The following is a 22,467-nucleotide window of genomic DNA, read 5'->3' as shown; positions in this document are numbered from 1 at the left end:
AAACCCGCTTGTTTTATCCGTTCAGTATTAAGCCAGAATAGCAGTTAGCTCCCTGTGGGGTTCTAGCCTCGGCAAACGCCTTCACTCTGCATAGAGGTAATCTCGTCTTCTCTATAACCAAGCTCGCGCAGCACCTGCACGGTATCCGCTCCCAGCGCAGAACCGATATGGTTGTAAGCCGCTTCACTGCCAGAGAACTTGATGGGTGCAGCTGACTGCCGCACGGTTTCTTCGCCAGCCGGAACCTCAACCACCATATTCCGTGCCTGAACCTGAGGATGTGCGGCGGCTTCCTGCATATCCAGAACCGGCTCGACACACACATCCAGCTCCGCAAACACTGCCATCCACTCTTCAAAGGTACGGGTCGCCAGAACCTGCTGGATATCCTGCTTGAGTGAAGCCTGGTCTTCAGCTGCCATTTTGGCGGCCCGCATCGCCCATTCCGGATGACCAAGAGCATTAAACAGTCCCATGGCAAACTGCGGTTCCAGGCTGCCAACAGAGAGCCAGCGATTATCAGAGGTGTGGTAATAGTCGTAGAAGATGCCGCCATTGAGCATCTCCTGGCCGGCTTTTGGCTTACTGCCCGTTGCCAGTGCGGAAGCGCCGGACATGGCATTCAGCGCAAAAGCGCAGTCGGTCATGCTGATATCAATATGCTGACCTTCACCAGTTGTGCTGCGCTGAATCACCGCAGCCAGAATCCCCATCACTGCATGATGGGAGCCGCCGGCAATATCAGCAATCTGAGTACCGGACAGAACTGGCCGGCCATCATTAAGCCCGCTGTAGGATGACAAACCCGCCAGAGCCAGATAATTAATATCGTGCCCGGCACGATCCTTATAAGGCCCGGTTTGGCCGTAACCTGTGATCGAACAGAAGATCAATTTCGGGTTGATGGCTTTCAGCTGTTCATAGCCCAGCCCAAGGCGATCCATAACACCGGGGCGGAACTGCTCCACCACAATGTCATACTCTTCCACCAGCTTATGCACGACAGCAACGGCTTCCGGCTTCTTCAGGTTCAGGGCAATACCCTTCTTGTTGCGATTCAAAAAGGCATGAGCCGCAGTAATGCCTTTGCCAACAAAGGGAGGAATATTGCGAACCAGGTCTGCCCGTTCCGGAGCCTCGACTCGCAGCACTTCCGCGCCCATATCTGCCAGCAACTGCGTGGCATAAGGGCCGGGTAGCAGTGTGGATAAATCGAGGACTTTTAAACCGGAGAGTGGGCGTGACATTGTTATTTCCCTTGGATTCTTAAATAACTCGCTGCGATCAGAATAAAGTGTTCTCACCCTTGCGAGAATTGCTGAATCCGACAGCACCATTGGCTTTTAGAACCTGTTGTTATTTGGTGATACGGGTCAACTACTTTGATCGCCAGTGTTTGTAGAGTGATACCAACAAAAGTAACAAGTAATCTGGGGAGATCATGAAAAAAGGACGACTGTTGCATCCGGAACTCTCTCGCATTGTTGCAGAGATCGGACAAGGCCAAACCCTGACGATTGCCGATGCCGGCCTGCCGGTGGCACCGGGAACGCCTCGCGTTGATCTGGCACTGGCGGAAGGCATCCCCGGCTTTATTGATACCCTGCGCGTTATCCTTAGCGAGATGAAGGTGGATGAAGCTGTTATCGCTTCGGCAATGTCCCAGGAAAGTCCCGATATCTATGCCGCTCTGATGGATGCTCTGGCTCCTTACGATATCACCGTAACCACCGTCTCCCATGAGAGCCTCAAACATCAGGCCGATGAATCCCGCTCGGTGATCCGTACCGGCGAGTTTACGCCCTTTGCCAATGTGATTCTTAAGTCCGGCTGCTTGTTCTACTGACACAACAGTCAGTATTGCTGACAGGCTGACGCCGCTACGGACACTCCTGCAAGCAAACCTGTCCAATTACTCCTGAAGAGAAGGGATTAATTGGGCAGGGATGATGAAGGCTTTTTTCAGCAAGACTTACCAGACCATCACCAGAACGTTTATCAGCAGCCTGCTGATGATGAGCGCAGTTGCATTTGCTGAACCCCAAATCTGGGATGTCGCGGTTATTGGTGATGGCCCCTCCGGATATTCTGCCTCCATCGAAGCAACACGTTCAGGTCTGAGTGTGCTGCATCTGACGGGTAACGATATTGGCGGGCAGATCAGCCGCACTCCGACTCTGGATAACTGGCCCGGTGAGCCCAACCATTTATCCGGTGCCGAGCTTATCGTACGTATGAAAAAGCACAGTCTCAGTACCAATCGAGTCAAAATGTCTTTGTATGTGGATGGTATAGCGAAGCAGGGAGAATACTTTGCCCTGCGTACCAACATGGGCGTGTACTTTGCTCACGCTGTGATTGCAGCTCCCGGCGCGTCACCCAATATTCCCATGCAGATTATGACCCGCGACAACCTGCCTACCGGGGACAATATCCATACCTGCACTCTTTGTGACGGATTTAATTACCAGAACCAGCCGGTTGCGATTATTGGCGGTGGAAACACCGCTGCCGAACAGGCGCTGACTATGGCCAATATCGCTTCACAGGTCTTTCTTCTGGTACGTAAAGATACGCTGCGGGCCCAGCAAACCTATCGGCAGGAACTCGAAAAGAACCCAAGAGTCACCATTCTTTATGAGACTCAGGCGGTAAATATTACCCACCGTTCACACTTTCTACAGAACATTCAGCACAATCTCAGGCTGAAACTGAACTCAAGCCAGCCAACTGATTCTCACCTGGATGTGGATGCTCTGTTTATCGCCACCGGCCAAACGCCTGTGACCGAGTTTGTGGATGCTACCCTGCTTGATAGAGAAGGTTATCTTCGCAACCGCCAGAACCCACATCAGGTAACCAGCTCGGCCCTGCTGAAAATTGCACGACGCAGCCCAAACCCCTTTGATATCGTCCAGGCTTCCGAAGGTGTCAAAACCTTCGTCCAGCTCCAGCAAAATCTGCTCACACGTTCAAACCATAACAATACACAGGATGTCATCATCATTGGCGACTCAGCCGGTGCATACAGTGCTGCACTATATGCGGCACGAGATAACTATAAAGTGACATTGATCCCCTGGCCGAACAATCCCAGCCACAGCTCTGTGTTCTGGCCGGATTTCGGGTCTATCAATGTTCAGACACTAAAGGCACGTATGCGAAAGCAGGTGACTCATGCCGGGGTCAGAGTTATCGATAACGACACGCAGGTTGTTATGTCCCACCTCTACGGTTATTGGCAGGTTTCAACCAGTGAAGGAACCATCATCAGCAAAACACTGATAATGGATGAGAGTGCATCACCATCCGATGATCTGCAGGATGTCCGATCCCCAGAGGAGGGAATCTTTGTGGCAGGAGATGCGGTGAAAGGTTCTGTAAATCAGGCCATTACTGCGGCCGCAGCAGGAAAAAGGGCGGCAATGGCAGCCAGTAACTGGCTGCTCAATAACCGCCCTTATCGTTAACAGAAAATCGTCAACTCTTAGTCGCTGAAGACTTCTCCATTTTCAGCCATCTTCACCAGCAGTGCCGGTGGCTCGAAACGCTCACCATAGGCAGCTGCCAGTTCCTGGGCACGGGCCACAAACTCAGCAACACCATATTGGTTGATGTACTGCAGAGCGCCACCACTCCAGGCCGCAAAGCCGATACCGAAGATAGAACCGATATTGGCATCACGAACTGCCGTCAGCACGTTCTCTTCAAAACAACGGGCTGTCTCGACCGCCTGAATAAACAGCAGACGTTCCTTGATATCTTTCAGTGGCAACAGTTCTTCACCACCGAACATAGTTTTCAGTTCCGGGAACAGTTGCTTACCAGCCTTGCTGTACTCATAGAAGCCACCACCCGCAGCCCGGCCTTTACGATCAACAGACAACATACGGTCGATCACTGCTTCCGCCGGATGCGGCACATAGGTTTTGCCTTCCGCTTCCATATCCTTGATGGTCTGGTTACGGATCTTGGTGGTCAGTTCCAGGCTTACCTCATCGGCCACCGCCAGAGGACCAACCGGCATACCCGCCAGCAGTGCAGCATTCTCAATAGCAGCTGCAGGAACACCTTCACCCAGCATGGCTACACCTTCGTTCAGGAAGGTGCCGAACACACGGGACGTAAAGAAACCGCGGCTGTCGTTTACAACAATCGGCGTCTTGGCGATCTGCAGAACAAAGTCATAGGCAAAAGCCAGGGTTTCGTCGGAGGTCTGTTCACCACAGATAATTTCCACCAGCGGCATCTTGTCGACCGGTGAGAAGAAATGCAGACCAATAAACTGCTCTGGCCGCTCACTGGCTTCAGCCAGACCGGTAATTGGCAGAGTGGAAGTATTGGAAGCAAAGATTGCACTGCTGTCCAGCTGAGCTTCGGCTTCCTGAGTCACTTTGGCCTTCAGGCCACGGTCTTCAAACACCGCTTCGATAATAAGATCACAACCTTTCAGATCATCCGCAGAGTCGGTTGGCAGGATGCGAGACAGAATCTGTGCACTTTTCTCTTCAGTCGTACGGCCACGGGACAGACGCTTCTTCAGCAGAGCTTCAGAGTAAGCCTTGCCCTTATCAGCCGCTTCCTGAGAAACATCCTTTAGAACAACATCAATACCCTTGCTCGCACAGGACCAGGCAATACCCGCGCCCATCATGCCGGCGCCGAGGATACCGACCTTCTTCACCGGCTTTTGCTCTACACCTTTCGGACGACGAGCGCCGTTTTTAATTTCATTCAGCTGGAACCAGAAGGTCCCGATCATGTTCTTGCTGACCTGACCAACAACCAGATCAGTAAAGTAACGGGATTCGATACGGGTCGCAGTCTCGAAGTCTACCTGTGCGCCTTCAACCGCTGCCGACATAATCGCTTCCGGAGCCGGGAAGCAGCCTTTGGTCTTTTCACGCAGCATGGCCGGAGCGATAACCAGCTTTTGCGCCATCGCCGGCGAGCTTGGCTTGCCGCCAGGCATCTTGTAACCCTTCTGATCCCATGGCTGGGCAGACTTTGGATTGGCTTCAATAAAGGCCACGGCCTTGGCCAGAAGATCATCGGCATCAGTTGCCAGCTCGGACATCAGGCCCATCTTCAGTGCTTTGGATGGAGAAACCTGCTTGCCTTCCAACAGCAGTGGGAAAGCGGCTTCCAGACCCAGAATACGCACGGTACGAACCACACCGCCACCACCCGGCAGCAGGCCCAGAGTCACTTCTGGCAGGCCAACCTTGATGCGTTCATCATTCAGTGCAACACGGTGGTGAGCACTCAGGCAGATTTCCCAGCCGCCACCAAGAGCCGCACCGTTAATGGCAGCAACAACCGGCTTACCCAGAGTTTCGATCTTGCGCATGTTGGCCTTCAGGCTTTCCACCATGGCGAAGAACTCTTCAGCATCGGCCGGAGTCACCTTATAGATGCTGTTCAAGTCGCCCCCGGCAAAGAAGGTCTTTTTCGCAGAGCGGAAGATCACGCCTTTCACATCAGCGGCTTCTTCAACCAGACGCGCGGTCACGGCAGAGAAACTGTCCTGGAAATCCCTGTCCATCACATTGGCGGAGCCGTTGGGATTATCCATGATCAGGTGAACAATATTATTTGCGTCTTTTTCGTAACGGATAGCTGTAGATTGGTTATTCATGGCTCCCTCCTTATGCGTGCTCTGCGACATTTGCAGCAACGTTTTCGACAATAGTCGCAATACCCATACCGCCACCAACACAGAGGGTGACCAGACCATAACGCAGATTACGGGCTTCCAGTTCATCAAGAACGGTACCCACCAGCATCGCGCCGGTTGCGCCCAGCGGGTGGCCCATAGCGATGGAGCCGCCGTTTACATTGATCTTCTCCCAAGGCACACCGGTCTCTTTCTGGAAGCGCATAACAACAGAAGCGAAGGCCTCGTTCACTTCAAACAGATCGATATCATCCATGCTCAGGCCGGCGACTTTCAGTGCTTTATAGGTGGCAGGAGCAGGACCGGTCAGCATGATGGTCGGGTCAGTACCCACAACCGCAGTGGAAACAATACGACCACGAGGCTTCATGCCCATCTTTTCACCGGCTTCTTTGCTGCCCAGCAGAACCAGCGTTGCACCATCAACAATACCGGATGAGTTACCGGCGTGGTGGATATGGTCGATACGCTCAACCTGTGGATACTTCTCGCGGGCAACACCATCAAAACCCATCTGGCCCATCATCTGGAAAGAAGGCTTCAGGCCGGACAGCGCTTCAACGGAGCTGTCAGCACGGACCAGTTCGTCCTTATCCAGAACTGTCAGACCGTTACGATCTTTCACCGGCACAACGGAGCGCTCAAACGCGCCCTTTTCCCAGGCTGCTGCAGCTTTCTTGTGAGATTCCACAGCGTAGGCATCGACATCGATGCGGGTGAATCCTTCAAGGGTGGCGATCAGATCAGCGCCAATACCCTGTGGCATAAAGCCGGTTTGCATATTGGTTTCCGGATCCAGCGCCCAGGCACCGCCATCGCTCATCATCGGTACGCGGGACATGGATTCCACACCACCGGCAACAACCAGGTTTTCCCAGCCGGAGCGAATCTTCATGGCCGCCAGATTCACAGCCTCGGAGCCGGAGGCACAGAAACGGTTAAGGGTCACACCGCCCACATCATCATTCCAGCCAGCTGCCAGCGCCGCCGTCTTGGCTATATCTGCGCCCTGGTCACCCACAGCAGTTACACAGCCCAGCACAATGTCATCAACATCGGCACTGTCGAAGCCATTACGCTCCTGCAGGGTTTTCATCAGGTCGGCGAGGAGAGTGATCGGCTTGATTTCGTGCAGGGCACCGGTCTTTTTACCGCGCCCTCTTGGCGTGCGAATCGCATCGTAAATATAAGCTTCGTGAGCGGCTGAGTCTGGCATACGCATTTCCCCCTTCAATTGTTGTTTACAACATAGCGTTTCACTGGCGGGGGACAATGACCAAAGCCGACAGAGGCTTTGACCTTAGAAGCCGTTACCTGATGGGAAAAGTGCGCCCACACATAAGACACGCATAAGAAATACTTGATAGACATCAAAACTCATTAGAGTTGTTTAACTGGCATTACATTTTCGGTTTGCCTGAAATTGATGAAAACAATAATCTCGCAATCAACCTTCCCCCTCTCTCGTAAGGAAACGCATTCGTGTTGTTTGTTCGCTCTGCTGTCCGATGAAGCCCATCCCCACTTCCGTGAAATGACTTTCGCTGTTCCTTTGATTTAAGACAATCTCCGCAAAACGGAGGCTGTTACTATCGCCTTAAAACACTAAGTCCTTCACCAAAAAAAATTCTCTGATATGAACTTCGCCTCCATCTCCGGCGAAGCGATATCGGTTTTTCCAAGACCTCACAACACTAGAACCGGGGGTTAGTATGGACTCCACTGCAACTGGCACTGCGCCCAAGAAAAAAGCGTTTCAGATGCCAACTGTCTATACGATTCTGTTTGCCATTATTGCGATCATTGCTTTGCTCACGTGGATTTTGCCGGCTGGTAAATACGACTACGTGACTGCAGACACTAATCAGTTAATTCCAGCTGCAGAAGTTCTTGATTATTCGGGTGATGAACGACTACTTCCTGTTCCGGGTACTTTCCAGGAATTGGAATCATCTCCACAAGGCCTCACTGATATCCTCATGGCCCCGATTCAGGGTTTCCATAGAGCGGTTGATGTCGCGCTGTTTATCCTGGTTATCGGTGGTTATCTCGGCGTTATCATGAAGAGCGGCGCGCTGGATGCCGGCGTTGCCGCAGTTGTTAACCGCTTCAAGGGCCGGGAACAGATCATGATTCCGGTACTGATGATTCTGTTCGGCCTGGGTGGCTCAACCTACGGTATGGCCGAAGAGACTGTGGCTTTCTGGGCACTGATCCTGCCGGTTATGTCCGCTGCCGGTTACGACCGGATGGTGACTGCTGGCGTTATCCTGCTGGGTTCCGGTATCGGTGTACTCTGCTCCACAGTTAACCCATTCGCGACAGGTATCGCTTCCGGTTTTGCCGGCATCCCAATGGGTGATGGTATCGGCCTGCGGGTGCTGATGTTCCTGGTTCTGGAAGGTATCGCCATCGCTTACGTGATGCGTTATGCCGCCAAGGTGAAAGCTGACAAGAGCGCTTCTGTTCTGGCCGATATCGAATTCACCGATGAGTTCAGCCGTCCGGTCCAGGCTGAAGAGTTTACCGGTCGCAGAAAGCTGACCATGGGTATCTTCTTCCTGTCTTTCATCATCATGATCTACAGCGTAATGCCACTGTCTTCTTTGGGTATTACTGCACTGCCAGAACTGGGTTGGTGGTTCGATGAACTTTCCACTCTGTTCCTGACCTGCTCCATCCTGGTTGCCCTCGTCAACAGCATGCCTGAAGGCGATTTCATGAAGAGCTTCCTGGAAGGTGCCAAAGACCTGATCGGTGTTGCTCTGGTGGTTGCAGTTGCCCGTGGTATCTACGTGGTCATGGATAACGGCATGATCATCGACAGCATCCTGAGCTGGGCAGAAGGCATGATCTCCGGTCTGGAATCTAACGGTCTGTTCGCCATTGTTTCCTACCTGGTGCACATCGTACTGTCTTTCTTCATCCCATCAACTTCCGGTCTGGCCACTGTTTCCATGCCGCTGATGGGTCCGCTGTCTGACTTCGCCGGTGTTGGTCGTGACATCATGATCACTGCCTACCAATCTGCTTCCGGCTGGATCAACATGTTTGCTCCTACCGCTGGTCACCTGGTTGCCGGTCTGGCTCTGGCCAAGATCCCTTACGACCGTTACCTGAAGTGGGTTAGCCCAATTCTGGTTGCCGTACTGGTTACCACTCTGGTTATGCTCTTTATTGCCGCCTGATTTATCAGCAGCCAATAAACGACCACAAAAAAGCAGCCTTAGGGCTGCTTTTTTGCTTCATAACACCATTATTTAAGGAAGGCGTTATTACTGAAATCCCGTTTCTGGGGAATATCTTCGGGCTTTACTGAGCTATCTCTGAACTGGTTGCCACTGAACTCATAAAGCTTGCCCCACTGAATCTGTATATCCGGGCAGGAATTAAACCGGCAATATTTCACCTGTGTGGAAAAACCCGGATCCATAGCCAGTGTGGGGCAATCATTAAACGTACAGCTATTCATCAGATAGTGCTGGTTGTTCATCGCGACATTGCAGCTCTCAAACAGACAGCCAGAAAACTTGGCAAAGCTGATACTGGATGGATCATAAATATCCACCGCTGGATTAAACGCCATATCCATATTTTTAAATGTGATCCCTCTGGCGGCCCATTCATGGGGCAAGGCATAGCGGGTGAAGCTGACATTATCCAGAGTCGAATTATTCAAGCTCCCAGATAACTGCAAGCTCTCCAGTTTGGAATTAGCAATATGACTTGAGAGCATGGTAACGCCAGCCAGAGGTAGGCCTGTCATATCTGAGTCGGAAATCGTGACATGCTCCAACGAGGTTTTCTTATCACTACCACACTCCTTGAAGTGACAGTCTTTCAACGTGCTGTCCTTCAGACTGGCATGGGAAAAATCACAGTTCCGGATTTTCGCACCAGAGAAGGACGTTGACTCCAGATTCGCATGATCAAAGCTACAGCCCACCCACTGGTACTGATCAGAAGATTGGCTCACTTTACAGCCACTCAGATTGGCATGGCTGAAGTCACAGCTTTGAAACTGCACATTGCTGAGATCCAACCCACTCAGGTCTGCACCGCTGAAATCCACATTCCTGACAATAAGAGGCTGCTGTGCAGTCGCCGATTGAAATAGATCAGCCTTCACAGAACTGGCATCACCACCATGCTGAAGCTTTAATCCCTGCAAATCCAGCCGGACAGGATTACTTTCGGAAGACCGGTCCTGCAACTGCTTGACCAGCTCATCCCCGCCCATAGGCTTTTCAGCAAATTTAGGCCGATAGAAGTCATGCTTAATAGCCCAATCCACAATTTTCTTAACGATGGTGCCGACAAAACGAACGGCGACCATCCTTTCAAGGAGTGATTTCTTCTGCGGCCGAGCAGTCTCAACAGGAGCTGTTGATACATTAAGGGTCGGGCTGGCAGTCTTGACTGTTTTATTACCAAACAATCCGGCCTTATCTGATTCAACACCATCTGTCTTACTACCCTCCGGCGTTCCCACTGGAGGCTGCACAGATGTTGGCCCCGACGGTTTCGGACCTCCTGGAATTGCCATATTTCCCTCTCCCTGGTGCTGGCCGAGCTTCCTTAGCTCTAAGAACAGTTATAGCTCTTTAGGTGCGATAGTGAGAGATGGGTGGAGAGGAGAGAAGAGAAACGAGGGAGAGAGCTCTCCCTCATTAATAGAAAGGATCAGTGTCGGACAGCGTCAGAAGATAGTGTGGCCATAACAGCACTCATGGCCTCTTCTCTTGAGATACCAGGGTCGGTTGCAACGACAACCTCATCCTGCGCCTGTTTTTCAGTAATCAGCTCAGCCAGATCACGGGAGAACTGTTCCAGCATGGTCTGAATGGCTTCAGAGTGTTCAACCAGTTCATTATTGAACTGCATGATAAATATCGGGCTGTTCTCGGTATCTTCACGGGTGGTTTCATAAAAACCCATCCGGAAGAATTCCTCATCGGTCAGATCAGCCAGTGCAAAAGAGCGGGTTGTGGTTTTTGAGGTCAGAACACTCATCAGCTCCAGAGCATCAGCCCCGGACAACATGCGGTTCTGCAAACAGTCAGTGACAAACTCCTGAGGAGTCTGGCCAGAGTGGCGGTACATCTCCAAAAGTTCCTGATGGCGCGATGCAACAGTTCCATGGTCATCACGATCAGGGCCGGGGCTTTTTTTATTTATCATGGCGTTCCCCTCCTTTTAAGGTCTTTCAGTTTAACCCTGCCTTTGCGAAGAAAGAAAGGGCAGACAAACTTACGACTTAGGGTCTGTGGACATTTGCTGATCGCACTCAGCTTTTCCGAGAGCTTTCAGGGCTAGGCGCAGTGATGAAGGAATAGTGGTTCTCTTTCAAATCGCTGCAACAACGCAATGGAAGCTCTCGGAAAAGCCCTTCGGGTGAGGCTGTAAACGGTTTCTCGCTGCGTCAGACTTGTTTAATGTAGAACAACTACGATTTTCACAAGCCTTTCTAACGATAAGCCGTTTACAGTCTCACTGAGTCGCATCAACAAATGTCCACAGACCCTAAAGCAGGTTCCGGATCATTTACCCGAGTAGGTTGCTGAGAACGCTCTTCCCGCCATGCTCCCGGCGTCAGTCCGGTCCACTTTTTAAAGGCCCGATGGAAGGTGCTGGGTTCGGCAAAACCAGTCAGTTCAGCAATCTCATTGATCGACAGATCCTGACGTAACAGATGATAGATAGCGATATCCTGACGAATACTGTCCTTAATCTCCCGATAGGAGTTTCCTTCAGCCTTCAGTCTGCGCCGAAGGGTCTGGGTGGACATATTCATATGGCTGGCAATCTCTTCAAAAGAGGGCAGCTCATCGTAACGAGTCGAAGATAGGCGACGTTTAATCTGGGCAGTCAGGCTGTCATCGTGGCGATAACGGGTCAGCAGATTACCTGGTACTTCAGCAAGAAACAGGTTCAGGGTTCGCGCGTCCTGCACTATCGGCATCTGCAGATAACGGGCACCAAAGACAATACGATTAACCGGCTGCTGATACGTGCGTGAACAGGGGAACAGAAGGCTGTACTCATCGGCATCCCGAGGCTCAGGGCAGCAGAAATCAACCCGACTCAGTAACAGGTGACGATCAATACTCCAGCTGCTCCAGCGAATCAGGCAGATAAACAGAGACTCTATCAGGAACTGGTCACTCAGGCTGCCTGGGGAAACATGATTGACGGTGACAACCGCCTCTTCGCCCTGAACTGAGAGCGCAAACTGAACGCTGGGGGCCACCATATGAAAGAAGCGGAAACTGGTGCGCAGAGCATCCTGCAAGGTCGCACTGGTGATACAGGCGCGGGCCATCATGGCGAATGCGCCCGGTGGACAACGCTGTCCGGACAGGCCAAAGAATTCATCATCCAGCTCCGTGCTGAGTGCCCTGATCAGTTTGCTGTAGGCTTCAGGCTCGGCACGCAACCCCGGACTCTCGAGGATTCCGGTATCAATATCACACTGTTCTAACAGCCGTTCCGGGTCATGCCCCTGACCGATATAACCGGCCAGACATCCCCGTACAAAAATACCGGCAATTGTTCTGTTTGATCGTTCTTCTTTTATCAGCATGTGATGCTTTCCAGACCTTGTCTGTATGGCAAAGGAGATTGTTTCACTCCTACCATCGGAGGCGCAAGCACTGATACAACTTACTATAATTACCAGAGCCTTTTATTAGCGCCTAAAGGCTATGCAGCTCATTATTTATCCCGATCATTTTCTTTAATCATCACCACAAAAAAAATTCTATTTACCCGTTCATATTTTTGTCTGAGAGTTCGTTTCGGTTTATTTCATTTCCACGGGTGAATTGTCATGCAAGATAGCAGAGCCCTTTATGAAAACTTTGAAGCCGAAGAGGTCGGCCGTCGGGAACTACAGCGACTGCGCTATGAAGAATATGAGCGCAAGCGCAAGAAAGCCGACCTGATCCTTGAACGCCGGCGTTTGAAAGAATTGCTGGATATGGATGACCTCGACTTTGACTGGTAACGCGAACCAGTCGACTTTTCCTGGCTCCGGTCTGTGACAAAAGTCTCGTAGCCCCCTCTAGTCTGCCATTTCCGATATGTGCATACTGTCTCCATAGGCTAGGGGGTGTTTGCTTATGTCCGAGACTTCAACTGTCGTCTCTCTGATACAGAACAAGAAAGAGAATATCGCAGCCAGACGCAAACGTGTCGCTGTTCCTGCGGCTCTTCTTCGGGTTCAGGATCTGGCGGTTCGCGAGCTGCGCACCAGCCTCAACACCTTCTTTGAAAAAGCCGACGATAAATTTTTCGACCTTTACTCCAATGCTTCCGGCGAAAAGGAACAGGAACGTTATTTCAGTTTTCTGCGTCAGCTGCGCCTGAAAAAACATGTTGTTGAAACCAGTTTTGAGCAGAAGCTGAAAGACGGCTTTGAAGTTTTGGTTAATCCCCAGCTGGATGAATCCGAAGCCGAAGGCAGCTGGGATATGGACAGCCTCTCACTGGTTCAGGAAAACGAACTGGAAGAGAAGCTGGCTGTCAGCAGCATCATTACCAAGGCCAATCAGAGCTACGGGGAAAGCATTCAGTACCTGTCACTCAGAATGGACAGTCTGGTTTCCACCAAGGTTTATAACGATAACAACCCGCTTGGCCCCGACACTCTTTGTTCCGCTTTTGTACACGCGGCCAACTCTCTGGACGGTGAAGCAGAAGACGCAAAAAACAGCCTCAAGAACAAGCTCATTATCTTTAAGCTGTTTGAGAACCACGTCGTTAAACAGTTGTCGCCAGTCTATGATGCGGCCAACCAACTGCTTATTGATGAGAACATTCTTCCATCCCTGCAGCAGAACAACACCACAAAGAGACAACCGGCACCAGCTCAGAATCCAAGTGTCCCTCAGAATCAAAGCGCCCCACAGGAACAAAGTGGTGTGCTGAATAATCTACCGGAAGAAGAGATCCTTCCGACCCTGCGTACTCTGCTGCACAACCAGCAGCAGATGCTGCCTGGGAATAGTGAAGCGGCTGTTCCTCAGCCACGTCCACAACAGACCAATATGTCTGACCTGATGGGCATGCTCTCCCAGCTGCAGCATCAGCAAACCCAGATTCTGGAAAACCAGCGTTCCGCGCTCGAACATGCGGATGTTGTGTCAGCCAAAACCGGTATCACACCAGACCAGCAGTCTTCCGTCGCACAGCCGGAAGAAGATGTTATGAATCTGGTGACCATGCTGTTCGAGTTTATTCTCGAAGACCGCAGCCTTCCGGCCGAGATGAAAGTTCTGCTTGGTCAGTTGCAGATTCCGATTATTAAGGTTGCCGTTACCGACCGGACCTTCTTCAACAACAAAAACCACCCGGCTCGTCGCCTGTTAAATGAAATGGCGATGGCAGCTCTGGGCTGGCAGGGTAATGGTCAGGATCCACTCTACAAAAAGATTCAGGGTGTCGTGCGCTCTGTCCTCAATGACTTTGAGGCGGACACGGCCATCTTTGAAACTCTGCTGACAGACTTCTCGGCCTTTATTCAGGGTGAGCAGCGTCGGGCAGAGATTCTTGAAAAAAGAACACTGGAAGCCGCCAAAGGCAAGGCCCGTTCAGAGCAGGCCAACAAGCTGGTTGAGAAAACCCTGCACAAGCTGACCGGTGGCAAAACACTGCCTGAGCCTGTTGCCCGTATTATTGATGAAGGCTGGAACCGGGTTCTGTTCCTGACCCTTATTAATCAGGGCGGCAAGAGTGAAGAGTGGAAGAGCGTACTGACCACTGCCCGTGATCTTATCTGGAGTGCAACGGCATCGTTGGATAAAGAGAACCAACACAAATTGGTCAGGTTAACCCCGGTTTTAGGCAAGCGTCTCCAGACTGGTCTGGCAGAAATATCGTTTGATCCGTTCCTGCAGAAAGAACTGTTTGCCAATCTCAAAGCCTTCTATGTGCAGAGACTGCAGGATGCCCGTAAGCCTGCACCTGTAGAGCAGAACCCAGAGCCTATCGCAGTTGAACAACCTGTTGAGGAGGAAGCCACTCCTGATAATGTGGTTCAGCTGACATCGGAAGATAAGTTCTTCCTGAATCAGGTAGACCGCCTGAGAACCGGTTGCTGGTTTGAATCAAGAGAGCAGGAATCAAAGGTACGCTGTCGTCTTGCTGCGATTATCAAAGCCACTGACACCTATATCTTTGTAAACCGTGCCGGTATGAAGATCGCCGAGAAAACCAGAGAAGAGCTGGCCAGGAACCTGAAAGACGGTGTGATTAACCAGCTTGACGATGGTGTGCTGTTTGATCGGGCCCTGGAGTCCGTGATTATTGACCTCCAGAGCCGTAACGAACGTTGATCTCACTCAGCGAGTGAAGACTATCAGCGGGTTTTCTGAATCGTCAGCTTAAACCCGCCAGTCTCATTCTGAATTGTCAGAGTGCCACTTTTAGTTCTGGCTTTTGGGCGTTTACCACCTCGCTTTGAGGCCAGAAAATCCGCATGGGTATCCGCCATTTCCTGCATCTTTTCCTTGATGACCAGATGGGACTCACTCAGCAATTCTGCTTCCGGGAGCCCTAACTCATTTATGGCTTCAGCATAGGCTTGATAGCCATCCATACCCCTGTTGAATTTCCCCTGAACCTTTCTCTCAAGCTGCTTCACCGTTTTATCATCCAGCATCTGGAAGGGTTTCCCTTCTGCCTCTGTGGCCACCTTCTGTTCCCCGCCATACCTCTTCAAAACCGGCCTTGCCAGAGAGGATTTCTTGCGCTGCGCTTTGCGGGCGACTGTCGGACTGTTTTTGCCACCTTGTGGAATTTGATGATGCGCATTGTGCCAATCAAGTTGCACCGGTGTCGGTTCTCTATTTTCAGGGAAGGTCAGAAATGACAGCTGATGGTTATACGCCTGGAGACTGGTAAACAGGTTGAGCAAATCAGGCTCATCAGTCTCGGTCTTATATTCCTCTCGAACCTGCTCAATAGTTTTGTTTCCATAGACCTTCTTCAAATGATCCATCAGCAGATCACGCAGAGCATTCCGATTGGGGAGCATATAAATACCATTTTCATATCCTAACCGAGTGAAATCCGGCCATAAGACGGGTATACCAAGGGAATCAGGAATTGTGACATCCTTGACCGATGTACCGGTGCTTTCACTCTCCAAAAAACTCCCGGCATCCTGCATCAGCCGGGCTTTACCGCTTCTCTCCATCCTGAGACTTATACGCATGTACCTGGGTCTGCCCCCCGTATCTCTTACGGGACGGAAGGTCGCATTCACAACGAACTGGCAATCATTCAACCGCAGGTTGGGCTCCAGCTTTCTGGTATAGGGAACGGCATACACGCTGATGGTTTGCTGCAATGGCCCTGTCTGTTGATCCTTCACGTTCTTTTGTTCCATAACAAAGTAGGCCAGGAACTCCCGCCCTCCCGGCCCCCTAATGCGTCCCAGCTCGCCCAGAAAAGCATCTTTATCCGGCAGCGGGTAGAAACTGAACTGGTAATGCTTCCCTGTGGCCACACCTTTCAGGCTGAAATGGTAACCGGCAGCGCGGGAGAACAGATATTCCCCTGCCAACCCCACGCAATGCAGGCAGCGGCTTTTTAACAGATAGGGAATAGGTGCTGGCAGGCTGCTTCGCTTAATGTCCCGAACCTTATAGCTTTCTTGCCCAGAGGTCTGGGCTTTCGACTGGCCAGCTCCCGCACCCGACGGAGGGACTGAGCCAGGACCGGTATCCTTCATCCCCGTCAACAGAACCAAAGCTCCAAGTAATAAAACCCGCAATGCAAAGCCTGAAGGAATAGACCACCTGGTGCTCTTGCCCATGTCGCTACCTACTGATGACTTTTGGATGAGCGTCCCAGATTAGCAGATAGTTTTTTACCAACCGGAAATTTACCCGCTCAGAGCCTGACAGCACTCTTCTGAGCTGGCACACTTACCGGTTAAAAGTTTGTGTTCACGGTTTCCTTATCTACCCTGACACATTCGCAGCAATTTTATTGGTACCAGTGTGATTGGTATTAATTAACAGCCCCACGGACAGCCTGATGACGGACCAGATTGTAATTGGCGATGACGGTGTAGAACGCCAGTCGCTCAAGGCCTATACCGAAATGGCCTACCTGAATTATTCCATGTACGTCATTCTGGACCGGGCCCTCCCGCACATCGGTGACGGCCTCAAACCGGTTCAGCGTCGTATTGTTTACGCCATGAGCGAGCTTGGCCTGAAGAACACCGCCAAGTACAAGAAATCGGCCCGTACCGTCGGTGACGTGCTGGGTAAATACCATCCTCACGGTGACAGCGCCTGTTATGAGGCGATGGTATTGATGGCTCAGCCATTCTCTTACCGATATCCGCTGGTCGATGGTCAGGGCAACTGGGGCTCGGCGGACGATCCGAAATCTTTCGCCGCCATGCGTTATACCGAAGCACGTCTGGGCAAATATGCCGATGTGCTGCTGGGCGAACTGGGCCAAGGCACTGTCGACTGGCTGCCAAACTTTGATGGCACCCTGGATGAACCAGCCACTTTGCCGGCGCGTCTGCCAAACCTGCTGCTGAACGGCACCACCGGCATTGCCGTCGGTATGGCGACCGATGTACCGCCGCACAACCTGAAGGAAGTCGCCGCAGCTTGTGTTCATTTGCTGGATAACCCGAAAGCGTCCCTTGAGGAGATCTGTGAACATATCACAGGGCCGGACTTCCCGACCGATGCCGAGCTGATTACCTCTCCTGAAGATATCCGCAAGATGTACTCAACCGGCCGCGGCAGCCTGCGTATGCGTGCGGTCTACATCAAGGAACAGGGCGATATCATTATTACCGCCCTGCCTCATCAGGTTTCCGGTGCCAAAATTCTGGAACAGATCGCCGACCAGATGCAGAAGAAAAAGCTGCCAATGGTTGCCGATCTCCGTGATGAATCTGACCACGAAAACCCTACCCGTCTGGTGATCACTCCACGCTCCAACCGTGTAGATGTGGATCAGCTGATGAACCACCTGTTCGCCACCACCGATCTTGAGCGCACTTACCGTGTAAACATGAATATGATCGGTATTGATGGCCGCCCACAGGTGAAGTCTCTCGATACTATGCTGCGCGAGTGGCTGAGCTATCGTCAGACCACTGTCACCCGTCGTCTACAGCACCGTCTGGACAAGGTGCTTGGTCGTCTGCACCTGCTTGATGGTTTGATCGTCGCCTTCCTCAATATTGACGAAGTCATCGAGATCATCCGCCACGAAGACAATCCAAAAGCCGTACTGATGGAACGCTTCAGCTTGAGCGACCGTCAGGCCGAAGCCATTCTGGAACTCAAACTGCGTCATCTTGCCCGCCTGGAAGAACAGAAGCTGCGTGCTGAGCAGGATGAACTGAACAAAGAACGTGATTATCTGGAGAAGACTCTGGCTTCTGACCGTCGTCTGAAGACTGTGATCAAGAAAGAGATCATGGCGGATGCCGAGCAGTATGGTGATGAGCGTCGTTCAAAAATCGTTCAGCGTCAGGAAGCTCAGGCGCTGTCCGAAACCGAGCTGATGACTGCCGACCCGATTACTGTGGTTATGTCCGAGAAGGGCTGGGTACGTGCCGCCAAGGGCCACGATATCGAAGCCGAGAAACTCAGCTACAAATCCGGTGACAAGCTCGGCTTTATCGCCAAAGGCCGCAGTAACCAGCCAACGATCTTCTTCGACTCCACCGGCCGAACCTACACCATCGCGACCCATACTCTGCCATCAGCCAGAAGCCAGGGCGAGCCGTTAACCGGAAGGGTAAACCCTCCGGCTGGCTCGGTGTTTGAGGCTGCGATTATCGATGATGAGAAGGCTCATTACCTGCTGGCCAGTGATGCAGGCTACGGTTTCGTGACCACCTTTGGGGATATGGTGTCTCGCCAGAAAGCGGGGAAGACAACTCTGACTCTACCGAAGTTCTCCCGGGTTATGCATCCGGTGAAGGTTGAGGATGCCGAGAATCAGTTTGTGATCTCCATCAGCAATGAAGGCCGCATGTTGCTGTTCCCTCTGAAGGATCTGCCGGTTATGTCCCGCGGCAAGGGCAACAAGCTGATCAGCATTCCATCGGCACGCGCTGCCGCCCGCGAAGAGTTTATGGTTGCCATGCAGGTGATCAGTGCCGAACAAAGCCTGACAGTCTTTGCTGGCAAACGTCATCTGACGCTTAAGCCAGTAGACCTTGATCACTATCGTGGTGAACGTGGCCGCCGTGGCAACAAGCTGCCCCGTGGTTTCCAGAAGGTCGATAAGATCGAAGTGAATATGTGATGGTATGGGGAGGCCGGGCAATCTGGCTTCCCCTTTTCGTACTCCAAAAGACGTAAAGAATAATGAAAGTCGAAGGAACACTACGCCGCTGGGATGAAGACAAAGGGTTTGGCTTTATCCGGCCCAATGGCGGCAATCGCGATGTCTTTGTCCATATCAAAAGCTGCCAAAGCAAACTCAATGCAGAACACGTTGGGGAAACAGTCTCGTTCGGCATAGGTAAAGACAAAGAGGGGCGAGTCTGCGCTATTGATGTACGCCTGACTCAGGCTTCTACTCATAAAAAAGCACAGAAGCAAGCACGCAGCCAATCACCCAAAAGTATGCCGAAGAACTGGCTGGCTCTTATTCTTGGCATCGGATTTATCGCATTTATTGGTTATGCCGTTTTCATCAATCGCTATCCGCTTGAGATGCTCTATCTGATTGGCGGCGCAAGTGTTATCAGCTTTCTGCTTTACGCCAAAGATAAATGGTCTGCCCAACAAGGGAACTGGCGAACGCCGGAAAATACACTGCACCTGTTCTCTATTCTGGGCGGTTGGCCCGGAGCAGCTTTAGCACAAACCCTGTTCAACCATAAAACCACCAAACAATCCTTTCGTGCGATGTTCTGGGTCACGGTTGTGGCCCATGGCTCGTTTGTATTCTGGACGTTTACCAATAATGGCGAGTATTTCCTTTATACGAACATTATCGATTTAAAGCAGTCTTTGGCAGAGGTGGTAAGGAACCTAAAATAAGGCACTCGGCGTTTATTAGCCGTACCAAAACAGTTCATTTGTGGAGCATGAGTCACAATTTCCCGCCATAGGGAGTTCAAAGATGGTGCATACAAATATCAGTTAAATACCGCACAATTTTGGGGCTCCCAAAAACATATGCCTAAGATCATTTACGACATTCCGTAATCCAATTTCAAAGCGCAGCCCCATTGCAGACGGGCTGCTCTGCCCTTTCCTGCCAGGCACCAAAATAGCTCATACACTCTTCCCGTTAAGCCTGCGCAGTTTCTGGCATAGCCATTGCTAAATCCCTGTTAGCCGCACGAAAAGTTGCCACACAAGGGAGCCATGACATGAGCCAGAAGACAAGACGATCATTTCTAAAAACATCCGTACTGGCCTGTGCACTGGCTACCGGCTTTACCCTTCCAGGGTTGGCGATAGCCGAGGACAAACTGGGCTGGCCAGAAAAAGAAGAGCTGAAGTTCGGTTTTATCAAACTCACGGATATGGCACCTATCGCCATTGCCTACGAAAAAGGTTTTTTTGAGGACGAAGGTCTTTACGTCACCATCGAAGCTCAGGCGAACTGGAAGGTTCTGCTTGATGGCGTAATTGATGGTCGTCTGGACGGCGCACATATGCTGGCTGGGCAGCCTATCGCCGCCACCATGGGTTATGGCACCAAAGCCAATATCGTCACACCTTTCTCCATGGATCTGAACGGCAACGGCATCACCGTTTCCAACAAGATCTGGGAACAGATGAAGGTCAATATTCCCAAGCAGGACGACGGCAAGCCTGTTCATCCAATCAAGGCTGATGCTCTGAAGCCTGTTGTTGAGAAGTACAACGCCGAAGGCAAACCGTTCAATATGGGTATGGTGTTCCCGGTTTCCACCCATAACTATGAACTGCGTTACTGGCTAGCTGCCGGTGGTATTCACCCGGGTTTTTACGCGCCCCATAAAGGCGACACGTCTGGTCAGATTGATGCTGATGCCTTCTTGTCAGTCACGCCTCCACCGCAAATGCCCGCCACACTGGAAGCCGGAACCATTTATGGTTACTGCGTAGGTGAACCCTGGAACCAACAAGCGGTATTTAAAGGTATTGGCGTGCCGGTGGTAACCGATTATGAAATCTGGAAGAACAATCCTGAGAAGGTCTTTGGTCTGAGTGAAGAGTTCACCCAAAAGTACCCCAACACCACCGTACGCTTAACCCGCGCCCTGATTCGCGCCGCCATGTGGCTGGATGAGAACAACAATGCCAACCGCCCGGAAGCCGTGAAGATTCTCTCTCAATCCAACTATGTGGGCGCGGATTACGATGTAATCGCCAACAGTATGACCGGCACCTTTGAATACGAAAAAGGCGACAAGCGTGAGGTACCGGACTTCAACGTCTTCTTCCGTTACAACGCCACCTATCCGTATTACTCAGACGCTGTCTGGTATATGACCCAGATGCGCCGCTGGGGCCAGATTGCCGAAGACAAGCCGGATGAGTGGTACTTCGATATGGCGAAGAAGGTGTATCGCCCGGATATCTATGAGCGCGCCGCTAAATCCCTGATTGCTGAAGGCATGGCCAAGGCTGATGAGTTCCCTAACTTTGCAACCGAAGATGGCTTCCGCCCACCGCAGAAGCACTTCATCGATGACATTGTCTACAACGGCCAGAAGCCCAATGCCTATATAGATACCTTCCCCATTGGTTTGAAGTCGGGAGATGTACTTTGAACGCCATCTCAACAGCAGCTGAACCGGGGCGCTCCCCGGTTCTGGCAAAGCTATCCAGTTGGTATGCAAGCTCCGGAGACTGGTTGAAGACCAGCGTCGTCTCCCTTGTAGGTATAGTTGTCTTTCTTCTGGTCTGGTCTGCTGCCGCACAGAACATTAATACGTCACTGGGAGCATTCCCCGGACCTACAGCCGTAGCCGGCCAGTTTAAAAGCCTGTACGCCGAGCACACAGCCGAACGCGCTAAGGCGGAAGCCTTCTATGAACGACAGGAGGCCCGCAACGCCAAACGGATGGAAGCCGACCCGGATTACCAACCCAAGATTCGTAAATACACAGGCAAGGAAACCTTTCTCGACCAGATCGGCACCAGTCTGATAACCGTTGCCAGCGGCTTTCTTCTGGCGGCGGTTATTGCCATTCCTCTTGGTATTGCCATTGGCCTGAACAAGAACTTGAACACGGCAATCAATCCGATCATCCAGACCTTTAAGCCAGTTTCACCACTGGCATGGCTGCCTTTGGTGACCATGGTTGTCAGTGCCGTTTACACCTCTGATGACCCGATGTTTGCCAAGTCTTTTGTGAACTCGCTGATCACTGTCTCCCTCTGCTGCCTGTGGCCCATGCTGATCAACACCTCTGTTGGTGTGGCTTCTATTGAGCAGGATCTGGTGAATGTCAGCAAGGTACTGCGCCTTTCAGCCCTCACCCATGTCCGCAAAATTGTTCTGCCCGCTTCTGTACCGATGATCTTTACCGGTATGCGACTGTCCCTTGGTATTGCCTGGATGGTTTTGATTGCCGCAGAAATGCTGGCCCAGAACCCAGGGCTGGGTAAGTTTGTCTGGGATGAGTTCCAGAATGGCAGCTCGGAATCCCTGAGCCGGATTATGGCCGCCGTATTCACCATTGGCTTTATCGGTTTTCTGCTGGACCGCTTTATGCTGCAGCTTCAGAAGCTTGTGTCCTGGGATAAATCGAGCGCAGTGCGTTAATTAACACTCACAGCTTTGATAAGGAA

General features: G+C 51.6%; 16 protein-coding genes. 9 read left to right on the top strand and 7 right to left on the bottom strand.

Going from position 1 to position 22,467, the window contains the following annotated elements; genetic code table 11:
• Positions 1-62: 62 nt before the first annotated feature.
• Positions 63-1,247 (bottom strand): CaiB/BaiF CoA transferase family protein, encoded by a 1,185-nt coding sequence (locus EHSB41UT_RS14225; protein ID WP_087110973.1) that lies wholly within the window; start codon positions 1,245-1,247, stop codon positions 63-65.
• A gap of 194 nt (positions 1,248-1,441) precedes the next feature.
• Here EHSB41UT_RS14225 and rbsD point away from each other — a divergent pair, with 194 nt between their 5' ends.
• A complete protein-coding gene (rbsD, locus tag EHSB41UT_RS14220; protein ID WP_087110971.1) occupies positions 1,442-1,846 on the top strand; it encodes a D-ribose pyranase in 405 nt (134 codons plus the stop codon).
• A gap of 100 nt (positions 1,847-1,946) precedes the next feature.
• Positions 1,947-3,470: an FAD-dependent oxidoreductase gene (locus EHSB41UT_RS14215; protein WP_087110969.1), complete on the top strand. Its 1,524-nt coding sequence runs from the start codon at positions 1,947-1,949 to the stop codon at positions 3,468-3,470.
• A gap of 17 nt (positions 3,471-3,487) precedes the next feature.
• Here EHSB41UT_RS14215 and EHSB41UT_RS14210 read toward each other — a convergent pair whose 3' ends face one another.
• Positions 3,488-5,638 (bottom strand): 3-hydroxyacyl-CoA dehydrogenase NAD-binding domain-containing protein, encoded by a 2,151-nt coding sequence (locus EHSB41UT_RS14210; protein ID WP_087110967.1) that lies wholly within the window; start codon positions 5,636-5,638, stop codon positions 3,488-3,490.
• Between the two features lie 10 nt (positions 5,639-5,648).
• Entirely contained in the window at positions 5,649-6,893 is a 1,245-nt protein-coding gene (locus EHSB41UT_RS14205) for an acetyl-CoA C-acetyltransferase (protein ID WP_087111238.1), read from the bottom strand.
• A 496-nt stretch (positions 6,894-7,389) separates the two neighbouring features.
• Here EHSB41UT_RS14205 and EHSB41UT_RS14200 point away from each other — a divergent pair, with 496 nt between their 5' ends.
• A complete protein-coding gene (locus EHSB41UT_RS14200; RefSeq protein ID WP_087110965.1) occupies positions 7,390-8,865 on the top strand; it encodes a YfcC family protein in 1,476 nt (491 codons plus the stop codon).
• 68 nt (positions 8,866-8,933) lie between these two features.
• Here the strand turns inward: EHSB41UT_RS14200 and EHSB41UT_RS14195 are convergent, their stop codons facing one another.
• From EHSB41UT_RS14195 to EHSB41UT_RS14185, 3 genes are all read right to left on the bottom strand, one after another.
• Complete coding sequence (locus EHSB41UT_RS14195; RefSeq protein WP_087110963.1) at positions 8,934-10,223, bottom strand: pentapeptide repeat-containing protein; 1,290 nt, start codon at positions 10,221-10,223, stop codon at positions 8,934-8,936.
• A gap of 137 nt (positions 10,224-10,360) precedes the next feature.
• On the bottom strand, positions 10,361-10,858 hold the full coding sequence (locus EHSB41UT_RS14190) for a hypothetical protein (protein WP_087110961.1): 498 nt from the start codon (positions 10,856-10,858) through the stop codon (positions 10,361-10,363).
• Positions 10,859-11,180: 322 nt separating this feature from the next.
• Positions 11,181-12,260: an AraC family transcriptional regulator gene (locus EHSB41UT_RS14185; protein ID WP_087110959.1), complete on the bottom strand. Its 1,080-nt coding sequence runs from the start codon at positions 12,258-12,260 to the stop codon at positions 11,181-11,183.
• Between the two features lie 246 nt (positions 12,261-12,506).
• On the opposite strand from EHSB41UT_RS14185, the gene EHSB41UT_RS24640 reads away from it, so the two are divergent.
• Together EHSB41UT_RS24640 and EHSB41UT_RS14180 are read left to right on the top strand one after the other, a co-directional pair.
• Positions 12,507-12,683 carry a hypothetical protein gene (locus EHSB41UT_RS24640; RefSeq protein WP_165767267.1) on the top strand — a complete coding sequence of 59 codons (177 nt, stop codon included), beginning with the start codon at positions 12,507-12,509 and terminating at the stop codon, positions 12,681-12,683.
• Positions 12,684-12,798: 115 nt separating this feature from the next.
• Positions 12,799-15,012: a DUF1631 domain-containing protein gene (locus tag EHSB41UT_RS14180; RefSeq protein ID WP_087110958.1), complete on the top strand. Its 2,214-nt coding sequence runs from the start codon at positions 12,799-12,801 to the stop codon at positions 15,010-15,012.
• Positions 15,013-15,035: 23 nt separating this feature from the next.
• Here the strand turns inward: EHSB41UT_RS14180 and EHSB41UT_RS14175 are convergent, their stop codons facing one another.
• Positions 15,036-16,496, bottom strand: coding sequence for a hypothetical protein (locus EHSB41UT_RS14175; RefSeq protein WP_133060522.1), 1,461 nt, complete (start codon positions 16,494-16,496; stop codon positions 15,036-15,038).
• A gap of 224 nt (positions 16,497-16,720) precedes the next feature.
• On the opposite strand from EHSB41UT_RS14175, the gene parC reads away from it, so the two are divergent.
• From parC to EHSB41UT_RS14155, 4 genes are all read left to right on the top strand, one after another.
• Entirely contained in the window at positions 16,721-18,973 is a 2,253-nt protein-coding gene (gene parC, locus EHSB41UT_RS14170; protein ID WP_087110954.1) for a DNA topoisomerase IV subunit A, read from the top strand.
• Positions 18,974-19,035: 62 nt separating this feature from the next.
• Positions 19,036-19,716 carry a cold shock and DUF1294 domain-containing protein gene (locus EHSB41UT_RS14165; protein ID WP_087110952.1) on the top strand — a complete coding sequence of 227 codons (681 nt, stop codon included), beginning with the start codon at positions 19,036-19,038 and terminating at the stop codon, positions 19,714-19,716.
• A 335-nt stretch (positions 19,717-20,051) separates the two neighbouring features.
• Positions 20,052-21,443, top strand: a complete 1,392-nt coding sequence (locus tag EHSB41UT_RS14160) for an ABC transporter substrate-binding protein (RefSeq protein WP_087110950.1) — start codon at positions 20,052-20,054, stop codon at positions 21,441-21,443.
• Positions 21,440-22,441 carry an ABC transporter permease gene (locus tag EHSB41UT_RS14155; protein WP_415837427.1) on the top strand — a complete coding sequence of 334 codons (1,002 nt, stop codon included), beginning with the start codon at positions 21,440-21,442 and terminating at the stop codon, positions 22,439-22,441. Before EHSB41UT_RS14160 ends, EHSB41UT_RS14155 begins: the two co-directional genes overlap by 4 nt.
• The last annotated feature ends 26 nt before the right edge of the window (positions 22,442-22,467 follow it).

Source organism: Parendozoicomonas haliclonae, assembly GCF_900174585.1.
Classification (GTDB): Bacteria; Pseudomonadota; Gammaproteobacteria; order Pseudomonadales; family Endozoicomonadaceae; genus Sansalvadorimonas; species Sansalvadorimonas haliclonae.
This window is presented reverse-complemented; position numbering and strand designations above follow the sequence as displayed.

Bases quoted from the DNA above. Each gene is read 5' to 3' on its own strand.
- EHSB41UT_RS14225 (WP_087110973.1), bottom strand. From the start codon at position 1,247: ATGTCACGCCCACTCTCCGGTTTAAAAGTCCTCGATTTATCCACACTG.
- rbsD (WP_087110971.1), top strand. From the start codon at position 1,442: ATGAAAAAAGGACGACTGTTGCATCCGGAACTCTCTCGCATTGTTGCA.
- EHSB41UT_RS14215 (WP_087110969.1), top strand. From the start codon at position 1,947: ATGATGAAGGCTTTTTTCAGCAAGACTTACCAGACCATCACCAGAACG.
- EHSB41UT_RS14210 (WP_087110967.1), bottom strand. From the start codon at position 5,638: ATGAATAACCAATCTACAGCTATCCGTTACGAAAAAGACGCAAATAAT.
- EHSB41UT_RS14205 (WP_087111238.1), bottom strand. From the start codon at position 6,893: ATGCCAGACTCAGCCGCTCACGAAGCTTATATTTACGATGCGATTCGC.
- EHSB41UT_RS14200 (WP_087110965.1), top strand. From the start codon at position 7,390: ATGGACTCCACTGCAACTGGCACTGCGCCCAAGAAAAAAGCGTTTCAG.
- EHSB41UT_RS14195 (WP_087110963.1), bottom strand. From the start codon at position 10,223: ATGGCAATTCCAGGAGGTCCGAAACCGTCGGGGCCAACATCTGTGCAG.
- EHSB41UT_RS14190 (WP_087110961.1), bottom strand. From the start codon at position 10,858: ATGATAAATAAAAAAAGCCCCGGCCCTGATCGTGATGACCATGGAACT.
- EHSB41UT_RS14185 (WP_087110959.1), bottom strand. From the start codon at position 12,260: ATGCTGATAAAAGAAGAACGATCAAACAGAACAATTGCCGGTATTTTT.
- EHSB41UT_RS24640 (WP_165767267.1), top strand. From the start codon at position 12,507: ATGCAAGATAGCAGAGCCCTTTATGAAAACTTTGAAGCCGAAGAGGTC.
- EHSB41UT_RS14180 (WP_087110958.1), top strand. From the start codon at position 12,799: ATGTCCGAGACTTCAACTGTCGTCTCTCTGATACAGAACAAGAAAGAG.
- EHSB41UT_RS14175 (WP_133060522.1), bottom strand. From the start codon at position 16,496: ATGGGCAAGAGCACCAGGTGGTCTATTCCTTCAGGCTTTGCATTGCGG.
- parC (WP_087110954.1), top strand. From the start codon at position 16,721: ATGACGGACCAGATTGTAATTGGCGATGACGGTGTAGAACGCCAGTCG.
- EHSB41UT_RS14165 (WP_087110952.1), top strand. From the start codon at position 19,036: ATGAAAGTCGAAGGAACACTACGCCGCTGGGATGAAGACAAAGGGTTT.
- EHSB41UT_RS14160 (WP_087110950.1), top strand. From the start codon at position 20,052: ATGAGCCAGAAGACAAGACGATCATTTCTAAAAACATCCGTACTGGCC.